The organism is Exiguobacterium sp. s160, from assembly GCF_018617575.1.
In the GTDB taxonomy this organism is placed as follows: Bacteria; Bacillota; Bacilli; order Exiguobacteriales; family Exiguobacteriaceae; genus Exiguobacterium; species Exiguobacterium aestuarii_A.
The window spans coordinates 1-22,525 of record NZ_JACSKK010000006.1 but is presented as its reverse complement, the minus strand read 5'-3'; the positions used below and the strand labels follow the sequence as shown (position 1 = coordinate 22,525).

The following is a 22,525-nucleotide window of genomic DNA, read 5'->3' as shown; positions in this document are numbered from 1 at the left end:
CGGTAGGGGAAAACACGAAAAGGTGGGTCTACATTGACGATTTTAGAATGGATTACAGCACTGACACCGATTGTGGCCGTGCTCATCTTATTGGTCATTATGCGTTTACCTGCATCGGTAGCCATGCCCTTGTCACTTGTGACGACGGCGATTTTAGCGTTCTTCGTCTGGCAATTGGATGCGACACGAATTATGGCGGCGACATTACAAGGACTCGTCATCGCCGTCACGACAGTATGGATTGTCTACGGAGCAATCGGAATGATGAATACGATGAAAGAAGGGGGCGGGATGAACGCAATTCGTTCCGGATTCGTCAACATTACACCCGACCCTCGAATTCAAGTTTTGATTGTCGGATGGTTATTCGTTTCATTTATTGAAGGGGCTTCAGGATTTGGTACACCGGCGACGGTTGCGGCACCGCTCTTGATGGCGCTCGGTTTTCCGCCGATTGCCGCTGTCGTGATCGCACTGTCTGCGGACGTATCAGCCGTCACGTTCGGTGCGGTCGGGACACCGGCACTCATCGGGATTGGAAATGGTCTTTCGCTCGACGTGAACCAGCCCGAGTCGATTGAATTAATTACAGATGTCGTCTTGCAGACTGTATTGATCGATATGGTGGTCGGTCTATTCATTCCATTTATTTTAATTTTGATGTTAACCCGTTTCTTCAGTAAGGAGAAGTCGATCAAACCGGCCCTCGAAGTATTTCCAATCGCAATCGTGGCCGCGTTATTGTACAGTATACCGGCCTATGTTTGGACACGTGTCCTCGGGTTTGAATTCGGTGGGATGCTTGGTGGACTAACGGGTCTCGTCATCCTCGTCGCAATGGCTCGTAAAGGAATTCTTATGCCGAAGCGCGTATGGACGTTCGATGGGTATGCGGATGAAGTAGAACCTTCAGCTGAAAAAACGACCTCGAAATCCAACCTTCGTGAACTACCTCAATGGAAAGCTTGGGCGCCTTACCTTATTCTAACTGTTTTCTTGATATTAACGCGTATTGTTCCGTTTTTAAATGAGTTAACACGTAGTGTCCGCATCGACCTTCAGAACATACTAGGGGTCGAAGGAATTTCAACTTCTTGGGAACCGTTCTATTCACCAGGATTCATGTTTATCTTGACCATCATCGTCACATTCTTCCTACACAATATGAGTTGGTCACAAGTGACGTCGGTCTTCAAGGCGACGACGCTTGGAGTCGTCGGTACGGCAATCACGTTAGCGGCTTCTGTTCCAATGGTCCGTATCTTCATCCACTCCGAAAATGGTGGTGCGGGACTTGAGTCTATGCCGTTCGAACTTGCAACGGCAGCTGCTGACACGTTAGGCGGGGTGTGGCCACTCGTCGCACCGTGGATTGGGGCGCTCGGCGCCTTTGTTTCGGGCTCGGCGACCTTCTCAAACATGATGTTTTCAAGTTTAACAACAAACGTAGCCGAGTCTGTCGGAATCAACGAGACGCTCGCCTTGTCGATGCAGATGGCAGGGGCGAACGCGGGGAACATGATCTGTGTGTTGAACGTCGTAGCGGTTGCTTCCGTTGCGGGACTGCTCGGTAAAGAAGGGACCATCATTCGATACACGCTCATGCCGATGATTTATTACGTCACGGCAACAGGGATCATCGGTCTCATTTTGGGCATGTTTTTCTTAAACTGAATCAAGTTACAATTTTTTTACAAAATAATATTGACAATTTTCAGAACAGTCTGCTAAGGTTTGAGTAGATTTTAAAACTATGAAACGAGAGGAGCCAGAATGATGAACAACATTGCACTTACAAACACACTCAAAACATCATATGGCTACTCGTATTTAACTGCGTGACTTTGGCAGCTGGATAGGGGTAGTGTCCTTTCCCTGACCATGCAAAAGATTGAAGACTACTTCAAGCGCGCTTCATTTGATTGGTTGCACAATCAGGTGGAGTGCGCTTTTTTGCGTGCTTAGATGGGGTAGGACGGAAGGGGGAAATCAGTCATGAAGCTGATTAAACAATTAGATTGGTTTATTAAAAGACAGAAACGGACGTACGTGATAGCCATCATCTTACTCATCATCACGGGAGTTGTAGATATGCTGCCACCGTGGATTATTGGACAGGCGATCGATGCGATTCGTGAAGGAAGTTTGACGACAGAACGATTGATCCTCATTGTGTCATCACTTTTAGGCATCATGGTGTTGTCTTATGTAATGTCGTACTTGTGGATCGCCCGACTATTCGGGACAGCCTTTTTACTTGAAAAGAAATTGAGAGGACGTTTTTTCGGTCACCTCCTCAAACAAACGCCCCGCTTTTATCAACAACATCGTACGGGTGACTTGATGGCACTCGCGACGAATGATTTGAAAGCAGTTGAGCGGACAGCAGGATTCGGGGTTATGACATTGGTCGACTCGTTCAACATGACGCTCATCGCGTTGACGATTATGGGTGTATTCATCGATTGGAAGTTGACACTCGCGGCACTTTTACCGATGCCGATTCTCGCCTGGTCGATGAATAAACTCGGAAGCCAAATCCATACACGCTTCACGGCAGCTCAAGACTCGTTCGGGGTAATGAACGACCAAGTTGTCGAGTCAATCTCAGGTCTCCGGGTCGTCCGTTCATTCGTTCAAGAAGAGGCGGACACGAAAAAATTTGATGACATTACAGACGATGTCATGGCGAAAAACATGCATGTCGCTAAAATCGACGTGTTGTTTGAACCGGTCATCAAACTTCTTGTCGGACTCAGTTATTTGATTGGGCTCTCATTCGGGACGTATCTCGTCTTTACGAACGACATCACGCTCGGTCAGCTCGTTTCCTTCAACATTTATTTAGGGATGTTGATTTGGCCGATGTATGCCTTCGGGGAACTCATCAACGTCGTCCAACGAGGTACGGCGAGCTTGGAACGGATTGAGACGACGATGAATGAGGTACCGGACGTTTCGTCAACCGGAACGGTTCACATCGATGTACCGGAGAAAATCACCTTTAAATCGCTCTCATTCCGTTATCCAAACGCGAATCGGGAGTCGTTAGAGGACATCGTCCTGCACGTCTCGCGTGGTGAGACGATTGGAATTGTCGGACCGACTGGAGCTGGGAAGACGACGTTGTTACGTCAATTGCTCCGGGAGTATCCGATTGATGATTCACTTCTCGTGAACGGGGTGCCGATCTCGGACATTAAACTTGAAACGGTCCGTGGTTGGAGCGGCTATGTGTCACAAGAGCATCTCTTATTCTCAAAAACGGTGCGTGATAACATTCGTTTCGGAGTGGATGATGTCTCGGATGAAGCACTCGACAGAGCCATTCATCTCGCAGCGTTCGATACAGACATCGAACACTTGGAGAACGGTCTCGATACCGTCGTTGGGGAGCAAGGGGTCATGCTGTCAGGTGGACAAAAACAACGATTATCGATTGCACGCGCCTTACTGAAAAATCCTGAGATTCTACTTCTTGACGATTCGCTCTCAGCAGTCGATGCGAAAACGGAATCTCGCATTATCGATTCGGTCCGTACGAGCCGTGAGGCGAAGACGACCTTCATCGTGGCGCACCGTCTTTCCGCGGTGGCACATGCCGACCAAATTCTCGTCCTTCAAGACGGACGAGTCACCGAGCGCGGCACCCATGACCAACTGATGGAACGACACGGTTGGTACTATGAACAATTTATTCGACAAGGAGAGTCGGAGTAATCCGGGAAAGGGGGAATCTCTCATGATCGATCAATATGAATTAGATCCGGTCCGCCGGAAGAAGACGATCCGCTCACTCGTTGGCTATGCCAAACAAGTGAAACGCTCCATCTTCCTCGGACTGACATTACTCTTTTTAGCGGTCGGCGCAGAACTTGCCGGACCGTATATCGCCAAAATCATTATCGATGAGCATATCGTCGCCATCGAGCGTGACTGGGTTCAAGTCGAATCCGGCGGTAGTGTTTCCTTTAATGGAGAATCGTATGAGAAAGAAACGAGACTAGACGGTCAAGAGGTGATTCAGCCTGTCTCTATCGTGCAAATGACGGACGGATACTATCTCGTCCCTGATGCTGTGATGAGCGGGGGGATTCGAGATGTCGAAGGAGACGTGCTGACAATTACACGAGGTGATGAGACGGCGACATATGACAATATCGTTTCACTCTCATCGACTGACGTGTTCCAGTTTTATCAGACAGATTTACGAGCAGTGCTCATGCTATCTGGTCTCTATGTCGTCCTATTGCTACTCGCAGCCGGATTGAACTGGGGACAACAGATGCTCTTGCAACGTTCGGCGCACAGTATCGTGAAGACGATGCGTCTCGACGTGATGAAGCATTTGCAAACAATCCCGGTCCGCTATTTTGACCAGACGCCAATCGGGAAGATTGTCAGCCGTGTCACAAACGACACGGAAACGATTCGGGACTTGTATTTAGGAGTACTTGCCCGTGTCTTCCAAAGTGTGGTCATGATGATTGGAGTACTCATTGCGATGTTCTTCTTAGACGTACGTCTTGGATTCGTCTCACTCATCATCATCCCGGTCGTCATCGTCTGGATCAAGCTGTTCCAACGCTTCTCGACAAAAAATAACTTCCGTGTCCGCGCACTCGTCGCGGATATGAATGCACAGTTGAATGAAAGCATTCAGACGATGCCAATCATTCAATCGTACGTCCGCGAAGATCTCGTCTATGACGAATTCAACGAGAAGAACAGTGACAACTTCCAAACGAGACGGAAACTGTTGAAGTTGGATGCGTTGATGAGTCACAACTTGGTCAACTTCTTCCGAAACATGGCGCTCGCCTTACTCATCTGGTTTGTTGGGGCCCAAACACTCGGTGGGGGAAGCATCCTGACACTCGGGATCTTGTATGCCTATATCGATTATGTCTCACGGATTTTTGAGCCGGTGACACAAATCATGAACCAGTTATCACCGCTTCAACAAGCGCTCGTATCGGCCGACCGGATGTTCCAGTTGCTCGATGAAAAAGGAGAGCCGGTCTCATCGGAACGCATTCCACGATTTAAAGGGGAAGTTGTCTTTGATGACGTGACATTCAGTTATGAAGCTGGGAAACCAGTGTTACAACAGATTGAACTACACGCGGCTCCGGGTGAGACGATTGCCCTTGTCGGACATACAGGCAGTGGGAAGAGTTCGATTATGAATTTGCTCATGCGTTTTTATGACCCGTCGAAAGGTGTTCTTCGCATCGATGGGATGGATGTGACGAAGCTCCCGACTCAGGCGGTACGAGACCATCTCGGAATTGTCTTGCAAGACCCGTTTCTCTTCACTGGGACGATTCGTACGAACGTCACGCTAGGAGACGAGACAATCACGGACGAACAGGTGTGGAACGCACTCACGGCCGTCGGGGCGGATCGTTTTGTGAAACAGTTGCCAAAAGGAATCGATGAACCGGTGATTGAACGTGGTGCTTCCCTTTCGAGTGGGGAACGACAGTTGATCAGCTTCGCTCGCGCCCTCGTCTTTGACCCGGCGATCCTCGTTCTCGATGAGGCGACAGCGAGTGTCGACTCGGAGACCGAGGCGCTGATTCAAGAGGCACTCAAAACACTCACGTACGGTCGAACGACGTTTGTCATCGCGCACCGACTCTCTACGATTCGGGAAGCGGACCAAATCCTCGTTCTCGACCATGGTCGAATCATCGAGCGTGGGAATCATCAGTCGCTCATCGAATTCGGTGGTGTCTATGCTCGAATGCACGAATTACAAAGTAAGCAACAAGCAATCAGTTAAGGAGGTCACATGGAAATCACGGGGAAATATAACCGCGCCAAAGTATTCAATGAACGAATCGATGACATGACGAGGAATCAGATTCAAACCCTTCTTGACCAACCGTTCACAGAAGGAGCATCGATTCGCATCATGCCGGATATGCACGCCGGGAAAGGGTCAGTCGTTGGCACGACGATGACGATTCACGATAAAGTCGTACCGAACTTGGTCGGTGTCGATTTAGGGTGTGGGATGCTTTGTACGGAAATCAAAGCAAAACGAATCGACTTTCAGCGACTCGATGACGTGATCCGCGAACTCGTACCGAGCGGGATGAACATTCGCGAGACGGTTCATCCGTACGCGTCTGAACTTCCACTTGAAGCGGTTCGAGCGCCGTATAAACTCGACCGTGCCTTGCGCTCGGTCGGGTCACTCGGCTCGGGGAACCATTTCATTGAAGTGAACCAGGATGACCAGGGACGTACGTTTCTCGTCATTCATTCGGGTTCGCGCCATCTCGGGGTACAGATTGCCGATCATTATCAAGAGCGCGCGATTCAACACATGATGGAAACGAGAGATGTAAAAGAAGCAATCGAACGATTGAAGGATGCTGGACGGCAGGGAGAGATCTCGACGTATCTGGAAGCGGAACGTGAAGCGCGGAAACCATTCCGTGACCTGGCTTATGTCGAAGGGGAGGACATGGACGATTACATGCACGACGTGCGAATCGCCCAACAATACGCAGCAGCGAACCGTCGAGCGATGACAGATGTGATTGTGGAAGCGATGAAGTGGAACGTCGTCGATCAATTCGACACCGTTCACAACTATATCGACCATGACGCGATGATTCTTCGTAAAGGAGCCATCTCCGCGCAAGAAGGAGAGCGTGTCATCATTCCGATGAATATGCGAGACGGTTCGCTCATCTGTACGGGGAAAGGGAACCCAGACTGGAACTTCTCTGGTCCTCACGGAGCAGGTCGGATCATGTCCCGTTCAGCCGCGCGCAAACGCGTCGACTTCAAAGAATTTAAACGTACGATGGAAGGCGTTTGGTCGACTTCGGTTCGACCGTCTACGGTGGATGAGTCACCATTCGTCTACAAATCGATGAACGAGATCGTCCGTTATATCGAACCAGCGGTCAGCATCGACCAAGTCATCAAACCGTTGTACAACTTCAAGGCGAACTGAGTGGATTTCACTCAGTCTCGTCTTTTTCTTTTTTTCGCAAAATCTGATACGCTTACATCGAGGTGAACGAAATGGAAAAGCGGTTAAGTGATTTATCGAAATATGAGTTAGAGCAGGAGATTCAAGCCTTGCATGAGAGAAAACGGAAGGCTGAACAAATGGGCATGGTCAGCGAAATCGAAGTTGTCCTTCGACGGATTGCGATTGCCGAAAGCTATTTGGTCGACCCGACTTCGTTTCGTCCCGGTGAAACATATGTCGTCAACTACAACGACCAGCCGTTCCGCTTAAAATTCGTCAACGGTGTCATGGGTTGGGGTACGTTTGAAGGGGACATGACAGAACGGGCCATCCCGCTCTCTGAATTGTCGGAGGTGAAACGATGAACCGAAACGAACAATACGAGCGACTCGCGGCCATTCTAAAAGAGAAGAACGACGTCTTGAACGATTCAGAAGCGGTGACGTGGGTCGAAGTGTTATGGGAAGATTTTGAGACCTCACTTGCCAAGGCGGGCGAACCGTATCCGGGAGAGGCAAAGGCTTTCCAATACGTCATTCAACAGATCGATGCATATGGGGCACAGCTCCATCTGTTCCAAACGAAAAACGAAAAGTTCAAGCATTTGATGTCTAAACGGAACTTACACTGAGTCACGTCCTTGGGGCGTGATTTTTTTATTGCAATTCTTCAACAATTCGTTATAATGAAGGTCGCTAATAGTTTGTTTTAAAGTATAGTATAGATAAACTTTCTTTAGTTGAACTCATGTTTCACTAAACAAAAAGGAGGCGTTCAGTCGTTGGAAGTAGGTCAAAACATTAAGCGGCTCCGGATCAAAAAAGGATTGACCCAAGAGGAGCTGGCGGAACGTACCGATTTGAGTAAAGGATACATTTCTCAAATTGAGCGGGATTTAAGCTCTCCCTCACTAGAAACGTTATTCGATTTATTGAATGTCCTCGGGAGTTCCCCGAAAGAGTTTTTCGATGAAGACTTGAATCAAAAAGTCGTATACACCGTCGATGATCGCACCACGTATACGGATGAGGAACGAAAATATCGAACGGAGTGGCTTATTCCGGAATCGAATGAGAAAGAAATGGAGCCAATTCTCGTCACGTTTTGCAAGAATGGAGAATTCAAACAATATGAACCGTCCCGCTCAGAGACATTGGTATATGTCTTGTCCGGAAAAGTGGCTTTGAAGTTAGGTCATCACACCTACTTTGCCAAGGCGGGAGAAACGATGTATTATGTCGCCTCGGACTCACACCAACTCGTCAACGATCACGATGGCGAAAGTGAATGTCTCATCGTAGCGACTCATTCATATTTATAAGTCAATAGAGGAGGAAACAGCATGAATGCAGAGACAATTATTCGTTTTGACCACGTGTCAAAGCGTTACGACGACACCGTCGTCCTAGAAGATATCAGTTTTGAGATTGAGCGTGGGAAGTTTTATACGCTTCTCGGTCCATCGGGATGTGGGAAGACGACAATCCTACGTCTCATCGCTGGATTTACCGACGCGACTGAAGGTGATCTTCACTTCAGTGGGAAGCGAATCAACGATGTACCCGCCAACAAACGACAAGTGAACACCGTGTTTCAAGATTATGCGCTGTTTCCTCATTTGAACGTATTTGAAAATGTCGCGTTTGGTCTCCGCATTAAAAAGTTGAAAGAAGCAGACATCAAAGCAAAAGTGGAGCAGGCTCTCAAGTTTGTTAACTTAGAAGGATACGGCTCGCGCGAAATCGATGAGATGTCAGGTGGACAGCGCCAACGTGTTGCCATCGCCCGCGCAATCGTGAACGAGCCAGAGGTCATCCTCCTCGATGAACCGTTGTCTGCCTTAGATTTGAAACTTCGTACAGAAATGCAATATGAATTACGTGAGTTGCAACAACGTCTCGGCATCACCTTCATCTTCGTCACACACGACCAAGAAGAGGCGCTCGCGATGTCCGATGAGATTTTCGTCATGAACAACGGGAAAATTGTTCAGAGTGGGACGCCGACTGATATTTACGACGAACCGATTAACCGCTTCGTCGCGGACTTCATCGGAGAATCGAATATCGTACCGGGTGTCATGCCAGAAGACAATGTCGTCACGTTCGCTGGCAAAACGTTCGATTGCGTCGACCAAGGGTTTGACCGTAACGAAAAAGTCGAGGTTATCATTCGTCCGGAAGACTTGGAGATGACATCCATCGATTCTGCGAAACTGATTGTCGATGTTGATTCACAACTGTTCCGCGGCGTTCACTATGAGATTTGCTGTTACGACCAAGAAGGGAACGAGTGGCTCGTTCACTCGACGAAGAAGTCGACCGTCGGATCAAAAATCGGATTGACGTTTGACGAGGAAGCGATTCACGTCATGCGATTAGGAGAGACAGAAGAAGAGTTCGACCGTCGTCTCGAATCCTATGAGGAGGTCCCTCATGAATCAAACTAACCAGACCGCAAAGACGGTATATTTGACGACATATTGGATTTGGATTGCCTTATTCGTCGTCGCGCCACTCGTCCTCGTCGTCTATTACTCGTTTTTTGATATCGACGGGAACTTGAGTTTAGAGAACTATCAGACGTTCTTCTCTTCGACGTACTTGTCGATGACGTTATCATCATTTTGGTACGCGTTCCTGATTACGTTCTTCTCGCTACTCGTCGGGTACCCGACGGCGTATTTGTTGACGAAGACGAAGCATAAACAGCTTTGGCTCTTGCTCATCTTGCTTCCGTCATGGATTAACTTGTTATTAAAAGCGTACGCGTTCCTCGGGATTTTTGGAACGTACGGCATCACGAATCAGTTTTTAGAGGCGATTGGGATTGGAACGAAGCAGATTCTCTTTACGGACTTCAGTTTCGTCTTCGTCTCGGTATACATTTTCATTCCGTTCATGATTTTGCCGATTTACAACGCGATTGAAAAATTACCACCATCTCTCGTCTATGCATCGCGCGACCTAGGTGCATCGAACTGGACGACGTTCCGACGTGTCATCTTCCCGTTGACGCTTGACGGCGTCAAGTCAGGGATTCAAATTGTCTTTATTCCAGCGTTGTCACTCTTCATGATCACACGCCTGATCGCAGGAAACCGTGTCATCACGCTCGGTACGGCGATTGAACAACAATTCCTCGTTACGCAAAACTGGGGGATGGGATCTACGATTGCCGTCTTCTTGATTTTGGCGATGGTTCTCGTCATGGTCATCACGCGTGACTGGGGTGCGAAAGGAGCGGTCCGTCGATGAAACGTAAACGATTCAAACTATCAAACCTATATTTGGCGGCCGTGTTCTTCATTTTATACGCGCCAATCTTATATCTCGTCTTCTACTCGTTCAACAGCGGCGGGACGATGAGTAACTTCGAAGGATTCACCCTTGAGTGGTATAAGTCACTCTTCACGGACACGCGACTTCTTGTCATCGTCTTGAACACGATCGTCATCGCCCTATTATCGGCGACAATTTCGACCGTGCTCGGTGTCATCGGGGCGCTCGCCATCTATACGGCGAAACAAAAGTATACGAAGACATCCCTGTTGTCTTTGAACAACGTCTTGATTGTCAGTCCGGACGTTATCATCGGGGCATCGTTCTTGATTCTCTTCACGATGCTCGGGATTCAGTTAGGCTTCTATTCGGTTCTCTTGTCGCACATTGCGTTCTCGGTTCCGATTGTCGTCATCTTAGTATTACCGAAACTTCAAGAGATGAGTCCGACGTTGATCGATGCGTCACGTGATTTAGGGGCAAGTACATGGGATGTGTTGACGAAAGTCATTCTCCCTTATATCACACCAGGTGTGTTCGCCGGATTCTTCACAGCACTCACGTATTCGTTAGATGACTTTGCAGTCACGTTCTTCGTGACAGGGAACGGGTTCACGACACTTGCAGTAGAAGTCTACTCGCGGGCTCGTCAAGGAATCTCGCTTGAAATCAACGCGTTATCTGCGATTTTGTTCGTCTTCACCCTCATCCTTGTCATAGGATATTATGTGTTGGCGCAACGAGGAGCAAAGGAGGTTAGACGATGAAAAAATTAATCATCATGCTGGCTGTTCCGTTGATTGTCAGCTTCGGTCTCCTTCTTTGGATTCAGCAACTGAACGCTGCGCAAGGATTTGGTGGCGACAATACGCTTGTCGTCTATAACTGGGGAGACTATATCGATGAGGACTTGATCGGTGAGTTCGAAGAACAGAGTGGACTAAAAGTTGTCTATCAGACGTTCGATTCGAACGAGGCGATGCTCACGAAAATTGAGCAAGGGGGTACGGCGTTCGATGTAGCCGTCCCGTCAGACTATGCGATTAGTAAGATGATTGAAGAGGATTTGTTGCTTCCAATCGACTACGAGAAGCTTGAGAATTTCGATAACATCGATCCACGCTTTCTCGATAAATCGTTTGACCCAGGTAACAAGTACTCGGTCCCTTACTTCTGGGGAACGGTCGGGATTGTCTATAATCCCGAAATGGTCGATGGTGAAATCACATCGTGGAACGACTTGTGGGAGATGCCGCTTGAAAATGACATCCTTCTTGCAGACGGAACACGAGAAGTAATGGGCTTCGGCTTGAACTCGCTCGGCTATTCGCTCAATACGACGAACAAAGATGAGTTGATTGAAGCGGAACAAAAGTTAGAAACGCTTTGGCCAAACATCAAAGCAATCGTCGGGGATGAAATTAAAATGTTGATGGCAAACCGTGAAGCAGCAGCGGCTGTCGTGTGGTCTGGAGATGCGTCGGAAATCATGTACGAAAATGAAGAACTAACGTATGTCATTCCAGAAGAGGGGACGAATCTTTGGTTCGATAACCTCGTGATTCCGAGTACGGCACAAAATGTAGATGGTGCGCATCAATTCATCGACTTCATGCTAGATGCCGAGATTGCAGCCCGTAATACGGACTATGTCGGCTATTCGACTCCGAACGAAGCGGCACTCGAGTTTTTAGATGAAGAAGTCACATCAGATGAGCGGTTCTACCCATCTCGCGACGTGACGCAAGAACTTGAAGTGTATGAAAACTTAGGGAAGCGGATGAACGCTTACTATAACGAATTGTATTTGCGCTTTAAAATGCAGAGTAAATGACAAGACATCCCTCACTCATTACGAGTGGGGAATGTTTTTTTACCGCTTATAAGCTGATTCGATGTCCTCGACATGTTTCATCATGACAGCTGCGTCGACTTGTGTGAAAGATAATAAGGTCTCATATAATTGTATTTGTTCATCTTGGTCGAAGACGAAATCTTGGTAGGTGGTCAACTGTTTAGCCCATTGTTGACGATTCAAAACGGGAACGTCTGATGACTCAATTTGTTTCAGTGTAGATCGATTGCTGAATACAATCCATGAATGGAGATGTGTTCGGTCGAGTCCGAGAACTTGCTCAATGGCTTTCAGGTGTAATTCATTTTGTTTGATTGGGTTGAAGAAGCGATGTTTTCTACGACGGGGAAGTGTCTGCGTCCAGTATTTGTCACGTGCACGCCCAAAAATCCATCCACTATAATTTTTGGATTCAATGACATGGATTCCAGCCTGATTGATGAAGACGACATCAATCTCTGTTGTTCGATCTTTCTTTGAGGGATGAGGCAAATAAAGATTCGTCAATATGAGCGGTTGAGAGAATGTTGACTCGATGTCTGCCACACACAAATATTCACCATAAAGGCCTGTATCTTGAACGACTTTGACATATGAATGCCGTGTCTGTTCATAGTATTGACTTCGTTTGTAGCGTCTAATCTTGTAGACGATGATGGATGCGAGTATGAGAAAAATCGGTGTGAAGATCACAAGCAAGGTCACAAATATATTCTCTAATAATTCGGTAAGTAATGTAGTCATCGAAGGCCTCCCTTTTTCTCCACTATACATAAGAAATCAATTATATATGTATATTTTTTACAATTAAGGATAATCGTTTTTTGAAAATGAGAAAGGACCCATCGGAATGGGTCCTTTCTGTCATGCTTCATGTTTTAACGCGTCACGCTCTTCTTCTGTAAAGACTCGAGAACGTCCTAAAAATCGTTTCCCTTCGACACCCTCGAGGGAAAACATACCGCCTCGACCATCGACCACATCGATAATGAGTTGTGTATGCTTCCAATAATCATATTGTTTCTCGTGGATATAGAACGGTGTCTCTCCGATCTCCCCAAGGAGTACATCGTGGTCACCAATCATAAACTCGTCACGAGGGAAGCACATGGGTGCACTTCCATCGCAGCAGCCTCCTGATTGGTGAAAGAGAAGGGGACCGTGTTTCGATTTTAGACGTTCGATCAGTTCGAGCGCGGCGGGGGTGGCCTCGACTCGTTTTACCATCTTAGAAGAACCCGAGCTTTTGTTCGCTGTAGCTGACGAGCATGTTTTTCGTCCGTTGATAATGACCAAGCATCATCTTATGGTTCTCGCGACCGATCCCAGACATTTTATACCCACCGAAAGCAGCATGTGCCGGGTATGAATGGTAGCAGTTGATCCAGACGCGACCTGCTTGGATTTCACGACCGAACCGGTAGGCACGGTTCATGTCACGTGTCCACACGCCTGCCCCAAGTCCGTAGAGCGTATCGTTCGCGATGGCGAGTGCTTCCGCATCATCTTTGAACGTCGTTACCGATAAGACCGGTCCGAAAATCTCTTCTTGGAAGATGCGCATTTTGTTATGACCTTTAAAGATGGTCGGTTGAATGTAATACCCATCCGCAAGGTCTCCATCCATCATGTTACGTTCTCCACCGATGAGACACTCCGCGCCTTCTTCTTTCCCGATTTCAAGGTAAGAGAGGATTTTCTCCATTTGTTCGTTCGATGCTTGTGCACCCATCATGACGTCCGAATCGAGCGGATTGCCGAGTTTAATCGCTTTGACGCGCTCGAGCACACGCTCCATGAATTTGTCATAGATGGATTCTTGGATCAATGCACGAGACGGACACGTACAAACTTCACCTTGGTTTAAGGCAAACATCACGAGGCCTTCAATCGCTTTATCGAAGAAATCATCATCGGCTTCCATGATATCTGCGAAGAAGATGTTCGGAGATTTCCCACCAAGCTCGAGTGTGACCGGGATGATGTTTTGTGAAGCGTACTGCATGATCAAGCGACCAGTTGTTGTCTCGCCTGTGAAGGCGACTTTATCGACACGGTCACTCGATGCGAGCGGTTTACCTGCCTCGAGACCGAAGCCGTTGACGATGTTCACGACACCTGGTGGCAATAAGTCTTCAATCAGTTCCATGAGGACCATGATGGAAGAAGGTGTTTGTTCGGCTGGTTTTAAGACGACACAGTTTCCAGCCGCGAGTGCCGGAGCAAGTTTCCATACCGCCATCAAGATTGGGAAGTTCCATGGAATGATTTGAGCGACGACGCCGAGCGGCTCATGGAAGTGATAGGCGACTGTATCGTTGTCGAGTTCACTGATTCCGCCTTCCTGTGAACGAATCACACCGGCGAAGTAACGGAAGTGATCGATTGCGAGCGGAAGGTCGGCATTGAGCGTTTCTCGAACAGCTTTACCGTTCTCCCACGTTTCTGCATAAGCGAGCATCTCGAGATTTTCTTCCATGCGATCAGCAATTTTATTTAAGATGACAGAACGTTCCGCGACGGACGTTTTGCCCCAATCATCTTTTGCTGCATGTGCAGCGTCCAATGCGAGTTCAATATCCTCTTTCGTTGAGCGGGCGACTTCACATAATACTTTCCCATTTACAGGAGATGTGTTTTCAAAGTATTCTCCACCAGCCGGTGCGGTCCACTTTCCGTTAATAAAGTTCTCGTAACGGTCCTTAAACTGTACTTTCGTTCCTGCTGAGTTCGGTACTTCATAAATCATGTTCGTTCCTCCCTTTTCATACGAGATAGAGGAGTTATGTATGCGCTTACATTTTTAGGTAAGCGAACGACTCCCTTTTTTCATCGTAATGGTTTGTTGTGATAAAAGTCAAAATTTTTTGACAATAATTTGTCAATCTTTTATAAAAACGTTTTGAAGTCAAGATTTGTGGTAATCAGTACATTGTGTACATCATTCAATTACCTATAAGGAGTGAACTAACATGGCGAAGACATATCAAGTTGACCCGGCGCACAGTTCCATAACCTTTACCGTTAAACATATGATGATTTCAAAGGTGAAAGGCGAATTTAAAGAGTTTGATATCGAAGCGAACGGAGACCCGAACGACTTGGCAAATGCGAGCGTAAAAGTGACGATTCAGGCAGCATCCGTGGATACAAACAATTCGGATCGAGACAATCACCTCCGTTCAGGAGATTTCTTCAATGCAGAAGAATATCCACATATCGTGTTTCAATCGACATCATTCCGCTCGAAAGGCGGCGGTGAGTTTGAATTGACAGGGGATTTGACGATTCGAGGAACGACACGGGAAGAAACGTTCGAAGTCGAGTATGAGGGAAGTGCAAAAGATCCTTGGGGGAACATGAAACACGCGTTCTCAGGGGAAGGTTCTCTCAACCGAGAAGATTATGGATTAACATGGAACCAAGCGCTCGAAGCGGGAGGTGTTCTCGTCGATAAGAAAGTCAAGTTTGAGTTCGAGTTGCAATTCACTGAAGCCGAGGCATAAGAAAAGTCGCTCAACCGAGCGACTTTTTATTGTTCGTATACTAGTTTTTTCTGAAGGCTATCTTCGCTGAATACCCAACCAGTAAAGGAAGATAATACTTCGTTTGACTGTTCGTCTACGATGACTACAGCGACGAACGGATACATATTTTTTGAGAAATAACGTAAGTTCGTGAAACGATATTCAATCATTCCGTTATGGCGTGTCACGGTATACGTGTGAATTTTTGAAAACTCGAGGAACGCCTGTAAATCTGCATTTTTTCGAGCTTCGACGAAATGAAGATCTTCTTCCCCAGGCATCGGTTTGTCGCGGAAGCGACCACACTCGATGACTTTCCCTTTCTTCACTTTCACGGCTCCGAGACCATCGCGGAAACGGACGGCAACGTGCCAATCATCCCAACCGATTCCTGGTGAGATAAATAGTTCATGTGCACCGGCAAAGTGTCGTGCCACAGTAGCGAGCGCACGGTTACGCAATTTAAACTGAATTGCATAGTAACTAATGACAAGCGCAATGAGCAATGCAAAAATAGGGACAGTCGCACCGGTAATCATCCATAATGCATATGCACCGTAATAAGCAGAGAACAAGTACGGATCAAACGTTCCGATGACACCCCAGCCAATCCATTTTTTCGAAAATGGCTGTAGCGCTTGCGTCCCGTAAGCGTTGAACAAGTCGACCGTGACGTGTAACAACACAGCGATTTGTGCCATGACCCATAGGGAGGCGGGATTGACGCCAAGCACCGTACCGATGACGGCACTGACGATAATCGGCCAAGCAAGCAGTGCGGTGATTCCGTGTGAACGACCGCGATGCTGGCGTAAATACGTACTATTTCCTTTTAACTTAAAGACGGTGTCGAAGTCTGGTGCATGCGAGCCGACGAGAGCCGTGGCTGTCATGGCCAGAAACATCTGTGCATCACCTGACACCTCCGGGCTGAGCGTCGCGATGGCACTTAAACCAAGTCCCATACCAATGTGTGTCGCAGTATCCAATGTGCTTCAGCACCTCCATCAATAAACACAATATAACGTCATCTATTCCTATTTATCATACAATATTTTTAAAACGAGGGGAAACACAATGCTTAATCTTGATAAATTGTTCACAAATTATAATATTCATCAATTCAATGAGGAATTGGTCACATGGTTCAATCGTGAAAAGCGTGATTTACCTTGGCGTCATGCGAAAAATCCATATCGTGTTTGGGTGAGTGAGGTCATGTTACAACAGACGAGAGTCGATACAGTCATTCCGTATTACAACCGTTTTATGGAACGCTTCCCGACACTTGAGGCGCTCGCTTCTGCTGAAACAGACGAAGTCGTCAAATATTGGGAAGGTCTCGGTTATTACTCACGCATCCGAAACTTACACGAGGCAGTCAAAGAAGTCGCTTCTGTTTATGATGGCATCGTCCCCGAAGAGAAGGAACGTTTCGAAAAAATGAAGGGAGTCGGCCCTTATACGACGGGAGCGGTGTTGTCGATTGCTTACAACCAACCGGAACCAGCAGTCGATGGGAACGTCATGCGTGTCATGTCCCGACAATTCGGGATCTATGACGATATCGCCGTACCGAAGACGCGTAAACTGTTTGAACAAGTCGTTCGTCGTTTGATGGATCCGACTCATGCGTCCGATTTTAATGAAGGCGTCATGGAATTAGGGGCGACGGTCTGTACACCGAAAAATCCGATGTGCTCGCTCTGTCCGGTCCAAGACACCTGTTATGCGTATGCCCACCACGTTCAAGATGAGCTGCCGGTGAAAACGAAAAAAGGAGCGGCACGTGTCGAAATGTATGACGCGCTATGTATCGAAAAAGATGGGAAAGTCGCCTATGAACAACGACCAGAAAAAGGACTGCTCGCTGGGATGTGGCAATATCCGCTTACCGAACGAGGAACGGGGGAACAGGTAAACGGAACTTATCTCGGGCAAGTGAAACACGTCTTCTCCCATATCGTTTGGTATATCGATTTATATCGAGTCGATACGCTCCCGACCGATGATGTCGTCTGGTTAGATGCCTCGGAGCGCGAGGTGAAGACGGTTTCTGTGGCTCAACAAAAACTAGAACGATTGGCAGGTGGTGAAAGTGAGACGATTTGATGTAGAGTCGACATACGATACGACGGTTGATACGCTATGGGATCTATTACAGGATGCTTCGCTTTTGACGAAGCTGACAAAGTTTCCTAAAGTACGTCTAATGGGGGATGGTGCCTCGGTCGAAGGCAATGAAGTGAAGTTGTTAATAGGGGTCGGTCCAATAGAATTGCCCTGGAATAGTGCCATCACGATTTCAGGGAACCGTGCGTTCTGTGATCAAGGGAAGACACTGCCGTTTCCGTTCAAACGGTTCACGCACGTGCACCGTGTCGAGTCGCGTGACGGAAAGGCGGTCATGATTGACGAAGTGACGTTCGATAGCTATGTCCCGAACATACTCGTCGAATATTTGGTGCTTCGTCCGATGTTTCAGGAACGGGCACGGGCCTTCCAAAAAACACTAAATTCCTGAAAATAAGAGATTTCCTTTTTCATTGGTTCTGAAAGTCGCTATAATTAAATATGAGAATTGTATAGCATCACAGCGGAAAGGAGGAGCTTATGAGCTTATTTCCCAAAGCAGGTAGCAAAATCGAGATACAGAGCTACAAGCACAACGGAACTTTGCATCGCGTTTGGGAAGAAACGCTCGTCCTTCAGTCGTCAAAAACGGATATGATCGGATTCAACGACCGCATCATGGTCAGTGAATCAGACGGTCGGCAATGGAGAACGCGTGAGCCGGCAATTTGCTACTTTTCATCTGAGTATTGGTTCAATGTCATCTGTATGATTCGCGAAGACGGGATTTACTACTACTGTAATCTAGGTTCGCCGACTACATTTGATGGGGATGAACGTGCCATCAAATATATCGATTACGATTTGGACATCAAGGTGTTCCCGGATATGTCGTATACGATTTTAGATGAAGATGAATATGAGCGGCATCGTCGCGAGATGAATTATCCGAAAGCGATTGATCGAATCTTGAAGCAGAACGTGCAAGAACTGATCAACTGGATTCGAGGACGGAAAGGGCCGTTCAACCCAACATTCGTCGATGAATGGTATCGCGAATACGAAGCACGTTACCGGAGATGATTCCTCATCTCCGCTTTTTTTCTTAATGAAGGAGGAACTATGGGTAGTATTAAACGTTATCTGCAATTTGTTAAACCTTATAAAAAACAAATTGCCCTAACGATTTTCGTCGGGATTTTAAAGTTTTCGATCCCGCTCGGATTACCGTTATTGTATAAATATGTCATTGATAATTATTTAGGTGACGATGCGCCGAGACAGGACTATACGACGCTTGTCTGGTTGTTCAGTATCGTCTTCTTCGTCTTCCTGGTTCTCAAGCCACCAATTGAATACTTGCGTCAATATTTGGCACAGTGGGCCGCGACCCGTGTCTTGTTCGATGTGCGGAACAGACTGTTCGATCACGTCCAGAAGTTGTCGCTTCGCTTTTATTCAAACAATAAGACGGGGCAAATCATTTCGCGGATCATCAACGACGTCGAACAGACGAAAGACTTCGTCATCACCGGCTTGATGAATATTTGGCTCGATATGATTACAATTTTCATCGCTATTGGAATCATGTATACGATTGATCCACAACTCACACTGATTGCCATCTTACCACTTCCGTTCTATGCATTTGCGGTCCGTTATTTCTATGGACGGTTGCGTCGCTTGACGCGTGAACGCTCGGCAGCGCTCGCTGATCTTCAGGGACATTTGACAGAACGTGTGAACGGGATGGCGGTCATTCGAAGTTTTGCGCTAGAGCCATATGAAAACAAGGCGTTCGAACAACAGAACGGCGGGTTCTTGAATGCGGCGCTTAAACATACGAGTTGGAACGCCAAAACGTATGTCGTCGTGTCAACCATCACAGATATCGCGCCGATCCTCATCTTCACAACGGCGACGTGGCTCGTTATTCAAGAACAGGTAACGCTCGGTACGCTCGTTGCGTTCATTGCTTATATTGACCGTCTCTATGCGCCGCTCGGACGTCTCGTCAACTCGGCGACGACACTCACGCAGTCGGTCGCTTCGATGGACCGTGTCTTTGAATTCTTGGATGAGACATATGATATCAAGGAGAAACCGAACGGATTCGTCCCACTGTCAACAGCAGGTAAAATCGATCTTGAGCATGTGAGCTTTTCGTATGAGCAGGACGGGACACGGGCATTGGACGATGTGAACCTTCAAATTCGCTCCGGGGAACGCGTGGCATTCGTCGGGATGTCCGGTGGCGGAAAGTCCACACTGGTCAGTCTGATTCCACGCTTCTATGACGTGACGGATGGAAGTATCAAAATCGACGGGGTCGATGTACGTGATTTCAAATTGCGTGCGCTCCGTGACCAGATTGGAATGGTTATGCAGGACTCCGTCCTCTTCAGTGAATCGGTCGCGATGAACATCCGCATGGGGAATCCGGATGCGACGGATGAAGAAGTCATCGCAGCGGCGAAGGCGGCTAACGCCCATGAGTTTATCTCGAAACTGCAAGACGGATATGCGACACCGGTCGGGGAGAAAGGTGTCAAGCTCTCCGGGGGACAAAAGCAACGACTTGCAATCGCGCGTGTGTTCTTGAAGAACCCTCCGATTTTGATTCTAGATGAGGCGACGAGTGCGCTCGACTTAGAGAGTGAAGCGATGATTCAAGACTCGCTTGCTCGTCTGACGAAAGGGCGGACGACGTTAATCGTTGCCCATCGCTTGTCGACGATCACCGACGCCGATCAAATCGTCGTTGTCGAGAACGGACAAATCATGGAGACAGGAACGCACGAAGAACTGATGCGTCGTCGTGGTGCCTATTATGATTTGTATATGATTCAAGATTTAGCCGTAGTTGAATAACGAAAAAGTCGAGTCCGTATAGGGCTCGACTTTTTTAGTGGTCTAAAAATCGTTTACGCACATCGGGGGAAGGGAGCGTGCACACTTCCTTCTTCCCGAATAGACGTGTTCGATGTTTGGCGAAGAGATCATATCCGCGATCACGAATCCATTTGGGTACGAATCGGATGAATCGGAGCAGGCGCCAACGGCCATCAAGGTGCTCGGCAATCCGAATCGCTGCGTCTGATTTCAAGTAAGGAACACCTTCTTCAATGTAGACGATACTGTCGACTGCTTCTGGGATTCGGTGTCGTGCTCGATACGAATGACCGACTTCGCTTTGGAGCGATGCAAAGTGAATCGAGGCATGTCGGTCGTGACGAATAATGAACTGGACACTGGCATCGCAAAAGTTGCAGTCTCCATCGAATAACACAATCGCAGGCAAGTGCTTCGCCTCCTTCATCGTACTGTTTTACCGTTTTGTCTTCATGTTAAACGTCAAGCCGCGAGTTGGCGAGCGGGTTGCATCTTATATAGCGATACATAATACAAGTAAGCACCGAGGGCACCAAAGATAAAGATATACCCGCTCATGAAGATAGGACCGATGAACGCACCGACGACGATACCGGCTGCCGCGACGAGTTTGGCACCATGGAACGTCAGGCCGCCGAATGCAAGATAAGAAGCGCGTCGCTCAGGGTCGAGCAAATCGACTTGTTTCACTTGTCGAATCGGAGAGTAGAGAAGTTCACCAATCGTAAAGATGATTGCAAGTGCAGCGAGAACGATGAAGGAATTCATCGATGTGATGGCAGCATAGGCCGTCACGTACAACGATAATCCGACGAAGAAGACGGCTTTCTCTTTAAACCGCTTGACGAATGCGGTGACGGCGAACGTGATGGCGACGACGAGCAACGTGTTTTCAAGTTGCATAAAAGCCATCATGCGTACCCCGTCAAACGGTATTCCGAGAATTTGTCGACTTTCAAATGACTCGGCTAAATGGACACCGATGTAATTCGCCATATGAAACTCGGTCGAAAAGACGAGCATGCTTCCAAGGACGAAGGTGATCCAACGACGATCGCGCAACGCGATTTCATAGTTTTCGATGACCCCGTGAATCGGATTTGATGGAGTCGAACGGTTTCCTTTATACGTATCGACCAAATAACGTTGAAGCACAATCGTCGTGATTGTAAGAACGATTGTCATGCCGATGAAGAGGCCGAAGCGATGGTCTCGATAAAAGGCACCTCCAAGCATGACGCCTCCTGCGATGGCCAAATTGACGAGCCAATAGTCATATACATAGATGGCTTTTCGATTCGACTCTTCCATCGAATCGATGACGATCGCCTCGAGTGCCGGATAGTTCAATCCGTTCGACACGGCATGCCCGAAGTAAAGGATGGCGACGACGAGTGCCCAGTTGTTCGATGGGTGAATGGCGACGGTCATACCAAGAAAACAGATGATTTGAATCACCTGACCAATTTGTAAGATAACTTTCCGATTGAACCGATCGGAGAAGTACCCACCGAATAGGCCGGTCAAGTAGCCGACGATCACGAATGACGTCATGATGATTCCGGCGGGCACTTTACCAAGTTCTTCTGAAAAGTAGAGCGCCATGAATGGGAAAATGGCAGAGCCGACGATTCGAATGCAAAATCCACAAACGAGTCGCAAGCGGACGTTTAATGGAAAATCCTTAAATTTCATATTATGAGCACCTCCTTGGTTCTACTGTAATGGGGGACGGTGCTCAATAAAAAGAGACAATTTTGGTGAAGATGTCCCCTTTTATACAAAGAAAAAAGAGATGCTTACGCATCTCTTCAGCTTGTTGACAAATAACATGTTCGAACTCGTCCTTCCGGCGCCCACGCTTTCCGCAGGCAATCCCGGAGCCGCATCGCGACTTAAG

The 22,525-nt window shown here is 47.7% G+C and carries 22 protein-coding genes; 16 read left to right on the top strand and 6 right to left on the bottom strand.

Annotation, left to right across the window (positions count from 1 at the left end):
- The first annotated feature begins 33 nt into the window (after nt 1-33).
- The 11 genes from KNO86_RS11425 to KNO86_RS11375 all read left to right on the top strand — a co-directional run bounded on the left by KNO86_RS11425 (nt 34) and on the right by KNO86_RS11375 (nt 12,112).
- Nucleotides 34-1,674 carry an L-lactate permease gene (locus KNO86_RS11425; protein ID WP_214696326.1) on the top strand — a complete coding sequence of 547 codons (1,641 nt, stop codon included), beginning with the start codon at nt 34-36 and terminating at the stop codon, nt 1,672-1,674.
- 321 nt (nt 1,675-1,995) lie between these two features.
- Nucleotides 1,996-3,720: an ABC transporter ATP-binding protein gene (locus KNO86_RS11420; RefSeq protein ID WP_031421113.1), complete on the top strand. Its 1,725-nt coding sequence runs from the start codon at nt 1,996-1,998 to the stop codon at nt 3,718-3,720.
- Nucleotides 3,721-3,742: 22 nt separating this feature from the next.
- On the top strand, nt 3,743-5,788 hold the full coding sequence (locus KNO86_RS11415; protein ID WP_214696324.1) for an ABC transporter ATP-binding protein: 2,046 nt from the start codon (nt 3,743-3,745) through the stop codon (nt 5,786-5,788).
- Nucleotides 5,789-5,797: 9 nt separating this feature from the next.
- Nucleotides 5,798-6,976, top strand: a complete 1,179-nt coding sequence (locus tag KNO86_RS11410) for an RtcB family protein (RefSeq protein ID WP_214696322.1) — start codon at nt 5,798-5,800, stop codon at nt 6,974-6,976.
- Nucleotides 6,977-7,047: 71 nt separating this feature from the next.
- Nucleotides 7,048-7,362, top strand: a complete 315-nt coding sequence (locus tag KNO86_RS11405) for a YfhH family protein (protein ID WP_074033104.1) — start codon at nt 7,048-7,050, stop codon at nt 7,360-7,362.
- Nucleotides 7,359-7,628 (top strand): YfhJ family protein, encoded by a 270-nt coding sequence (locus KNO86_RS11400; protein ID WP_214696321.1) that lies wholly within the window; start codon nt 7,359-7,361, stop codon nt 7,626-7,628. The genes KNO86_RS11405 and KNO86_RS11400 overlap by 4 nt, the downstream gene beginning before the upstream one ends.
- 150 nt (nt 7,629-7,778) lie before the next feature.
- Nucleotides 7,779-8,318 carry a helix-turn-helix domain-containing protein gene (locus tag KNO86_RS11395; protein ID WP_214696319.1) on the top strand — a complete coding sequence of 180 codons (540 nt, stop codon included), beginning with the start codon at nt 7,779-7,781 and terminating at the stop codon, nt 8,316-8,318.
- A 21-nt stretch (nt 8,319-8,339) separates the two neighbouring features.
- A complete protein-coding gene (locus tag KNO86_RS11390) occupies nt 8,340-9,446 on the top strand; it encodes an ABC transporter ATP-binding protein (RefSeq protein ID WP_214696317.1) in 1,107 nt (368 codons plus the stop codon).
- Nucleotides 9,433-10,254 carry an ABC transporter permease gene (locus KNO86_RS11385; RefSeq protein WP_074033108.1) on the top strand — a complete coding sequence of 274 codons (822 nt, stop codon included), beginning with the start codon at nt 9,433-9,435 and terminating at the stop codon, nt 10,252-10,254. The genes KNO86_RS11390 and KNO86_RS11385 overlap by 14 nt, the downstream gene beginning before the upstream one ends.
- Nucleotides 10,251-11,045, top strand: coding sequence for an ABC transporter permease (locus tag KNO86_RS11380; protein WP_074033109.1), 795 nt, complete (start codon nt 10,251-10,253; stop codon nt 11,043-11,045). Before KNO86_RS11385 ends, KNO86_RS11380 begins: the two co-directional genes overlap by 4 nt.
- On the top strand, nt 11,042-12,112 hold the full coding sequence (locus KNO86_RS11375) for an ABC transporter substrate-binding protein (protein ID WP_214696315.1): 1,071 nt from the start codon (nt 11,042-11,044) through the stop codon (nt 12,110-12,112). Before KNO86_RS11380 ends, KNO86_RS11375 begins: the two co-directional genes overlap by 4 nt.
- Before the next feature lie 39 nt (nt 12,113-12,151).
- Here KNO86_RS11375 and KNO86_RS11370 read toward each other — a convergent pair whose 3' ends face one another.
- From KNO86_RS11370 to adh, 3 genes are all read right to left on the bottom strand, one after another.
- The gene (locus KNO86_RS11370) at nt 12,152-12,877 is read right to left on the bottom strand and encodes a nuclease-related domain-containing protein (RefSeq protein WP_214696313.1); all 726 of its coding nucleotides are present in this window, start codon (nt 12,875-12,877) and stop codon (nt 12,152-12,154) included.
- Between the two features lie 120 nt (nt 12,878-12,997).
- A complete protein-coding gene (locus tag KNO86_RS11365; RefSeq protein ID WP_214696311.1) occupies nt 12,998-13,360 on the bottom strand; it encodes a DUF779 domain-containing protein in 363 nt (120 codons plus the stop codon).
- A gap of 1 nt (nt 13,361) precedes the next feature.
- Nucleotides 13,362-14,882, bottom strand: a complete 1,521-nt coding sequence (gene adh, locus KNO86_RS11360; RefSeq protein WP_214696309.1) for an aldehyde dehydrogenase — start codon at nt 14,880-14,882, stop codon at nt 13,362-13,364.
- A 223-nt stretch (nt 14,883-15,105) separates the two neighbouring features.
- On the opposite strand from adh, the gene KNO86_RS11355 reads away from it, so the two are divergent.
- A complete protein-coding gene (locus KNO86_RS11355) occupies nt 15,106-15,639 on the top strand; it encodes a YceI family protein (RefSeq protein ID WP_214696307.1) in 534 nt (177 codons plus the stop codon).
- A 26-nt stretch (nt 15,640-15,665) separates the two neighbouring features.
- Here KNO86_RS11355 and KNO86_RS11350 read toward each other — a convergent pair whose 3' ends face one another.
- Nucleotides 15,666-16,649, bottom strand: coding sequence for a metal-dependent hydrolase (locus KNO86_RS11350; protein ID WP_026826711.1), 984 nt, complete (start codon nt 16,647-16,649; stop codon nt 15,666-15,668).
- 88 nt (nt 16,650-16,737) lie between these two features.
- Here KNO86_RS11350 and mutY point away from each other — a divergent pair, with 88 nt between their 5' ends.
- From mutY to KNO86_RS11330, 4 genes are all read left to right on the top strand, one after another.
- The gene (mutY, locus tag KNO86_RS11345) at nt 16,738-17,772 is read left to right on the top strand and encodes an A/G-specific adenine glycosylase (protein WP_214696305.1); all 1,035 of its coding nucleotides are present in this window, start codon (nt 16,738-16,740) and stop codon (nt 17,770-17,772) included.
- Nucleotides 17,759-18,184 carry a hypothetical protein gene (locus KNO86_RS11340; RefSeq protein ID WP_214696303.1) on the top strand — a complete coding sequence of 142 codons (426 nt, stop codon included), beginning with the start codon at nt 17,759-17,761 and terminating at the stop codon, nt 18,182-18,184. The genes mutY and KNO86_RS11340 overlap by 14 nt, the downstream gene beginning before the upstream one ends.
- Before the next feature lie 89 nt (nt 18,185-18,273).
- A complete protein-coding gene (gene ntdP, locus KNO86_RS11335; RefSeq protein ID WP_015880896.1) occupies nt 18,274-18,816 on the top strand; it encodes a nucleoside tri-diphosphate phosphatase in 543 nt (180 codons plus the stop codon).
- Between the two features lie 39 nt (nt 18,817-18,855).
- Complete coding sequence (locus KNO86_RS11330) at nt 18,856-20,604, top strand: ABC transporter ATP-binding protein (RefSeq protein WP_214696301.1); 1,749 nt, start codon at nt 18,856-18,858, stop codon at nt 20,602-20,604.
- 34 nt (nt 20,605-20,638) lie between these two features.
- Here KNO86_RS11330 and KNO86_RS11325 read toward each other — a convergent pair whose 3' ends face one another.
- Nucleotides 20,639-21,034 (bottom strand): thiol-disulfide oxidoreductase DCC family protein, encoded by a 396-nt coding sequence (locus KNO86_RS11325; RefSeq protein WP_214696299.1) that lies wholly within the window; start codon nt 21,032-21,034, stop codon nt 20,639-20,641.
- Between the two features lie 53 nt (nt 21,035-21,087).
- Nucleotides 21,088-22,320 carry an MFS transporter gene (locus tag KNO86_RS11320; protein WP_214696297.1) on the bottom strand — a complete coding sequence of 411 codons (1,233 nt, stop codon included), beginning with the start codon at nt 22,318-22,320 and terminating at the stop codon, nt 21,088-21,090.
- Nucleotides 22,321-22,525 lie beyond the last annotated feature (205 nt).

Bases quoted from the DNA above. Each gene is read 5' to 3' on its own strand.
- KNO86_RS11420 (WP_031421113.1), top strand. From the start codon at position 1,996: ATGAAGCTGATTAAACAATTAGATTGGTTTATTAAAAGACAGAAACGG.
- KNO86_RS11415 (WP_214696324.1), top strand. From the start codon at position 3,743: ATGATCGATCAATATGAATTAGATCCGGTCCGCCGGAAGAAGACGATC.
- KNO86_RS11410 (WP_214696322.1), top strand. From the start codon at position 5,798: ATGGAAATCACGGGGAAATATAACCGCGCCAAAGTATTCAATGAACGA.
- KNO86_RS11405 (WP_074033104.1), top strand. From the start codon at position 7,048: ATGGAAAAGCGGTTAAGTGATTTATCGAAATATGAGTTAGAGCAGGAG.
- KNO86_RS11400 (WP_214696321.1), top strand. From the start codon at position 7,359: ATGAACCGAAACGAACAATACGAGCGACTCGCGGCCATTCTAAAAGAG.
- KNO86_RS11390 (WP_214696317.1), top strand. From the start codon at position 8,340: ATGAATGCAGAGACAATTATTCGTTTTGACCACGTGTCAAAGCGTTAC.
- KNO86_RS11385 (WP_074033108.1), top strand. From the start codon at position 9,433: ATGAATCAAACTAACCAGACCGCAAAGACGGTATATTTGACGACATAT.
- KNO86_RS11380 (WP_074033109.1), top strand. From the start codon at position 10,251: ATGAAACGTAAACGATTCAAACTATCAAACCTATATTTGGCGGCCGTG.
- KNO86_RS11375 (WP_214696315.1), top strand. From the start codon at position 11,042: ATGAAAAAATTAATCATCATGCTGGCTGTTCCGTTGATTGTCAGCTTC.
- KNO86_RS11370 (WP_214696313.1), bottom strand. From the start codon at position 12,877: ATGACTACATTACTTACCGAATTATTAGAGAATATATTTGTGACCTTG.
- KNO86_RS11365 (WP_214696311.1), bottom strand. From the start codon at position 13,360: ATGGTAAAACGAGTCGAGGCCACCCCCGCCGCGCTCGAACTGATCGAA.
- adh (WP_214696309.1), bottom strand. From the start codon at position 14,882: ATGATTTATGAAGTACCGAACTCAGCAGGAACGAAAGTACAGTTTAAG.
- KNO86_RS11355 (WP_214696307.1), top strand. From the start codon at position 15,106: ATGGCGAAGACATATCAAGTTGACCCGGCGCACAGTTCCATAACCTTT.
- mutY (WP_214696305.1), top strand. From the start codon at position 16,738: ATGCTTAATCTTGATAAATTGTTCACAAATTATAATATTCATCAATTC.
- ntdP (WP_015880896.1), top strand. From the start codon at position 18,274: ATGAGCTTATTTCCCAAAGCAGGTAGCAAAATCGAGATACAGAGCTAC.
- KNO86_RS11330 (WP_214696301.1), top strand. From the start codon at position 18,856: ATGGGTAGTATTAAACGTTATCTGCAATTTGTTAAACCTTATAAAAAA.
- KNO86_RS11320 (WP_214696297.1), bottom strand. From the start codon at position 22,320: ATGAAATTTAAGGATTTTCCATTAAACGTCCGCTTGCGACTCGTTTGT.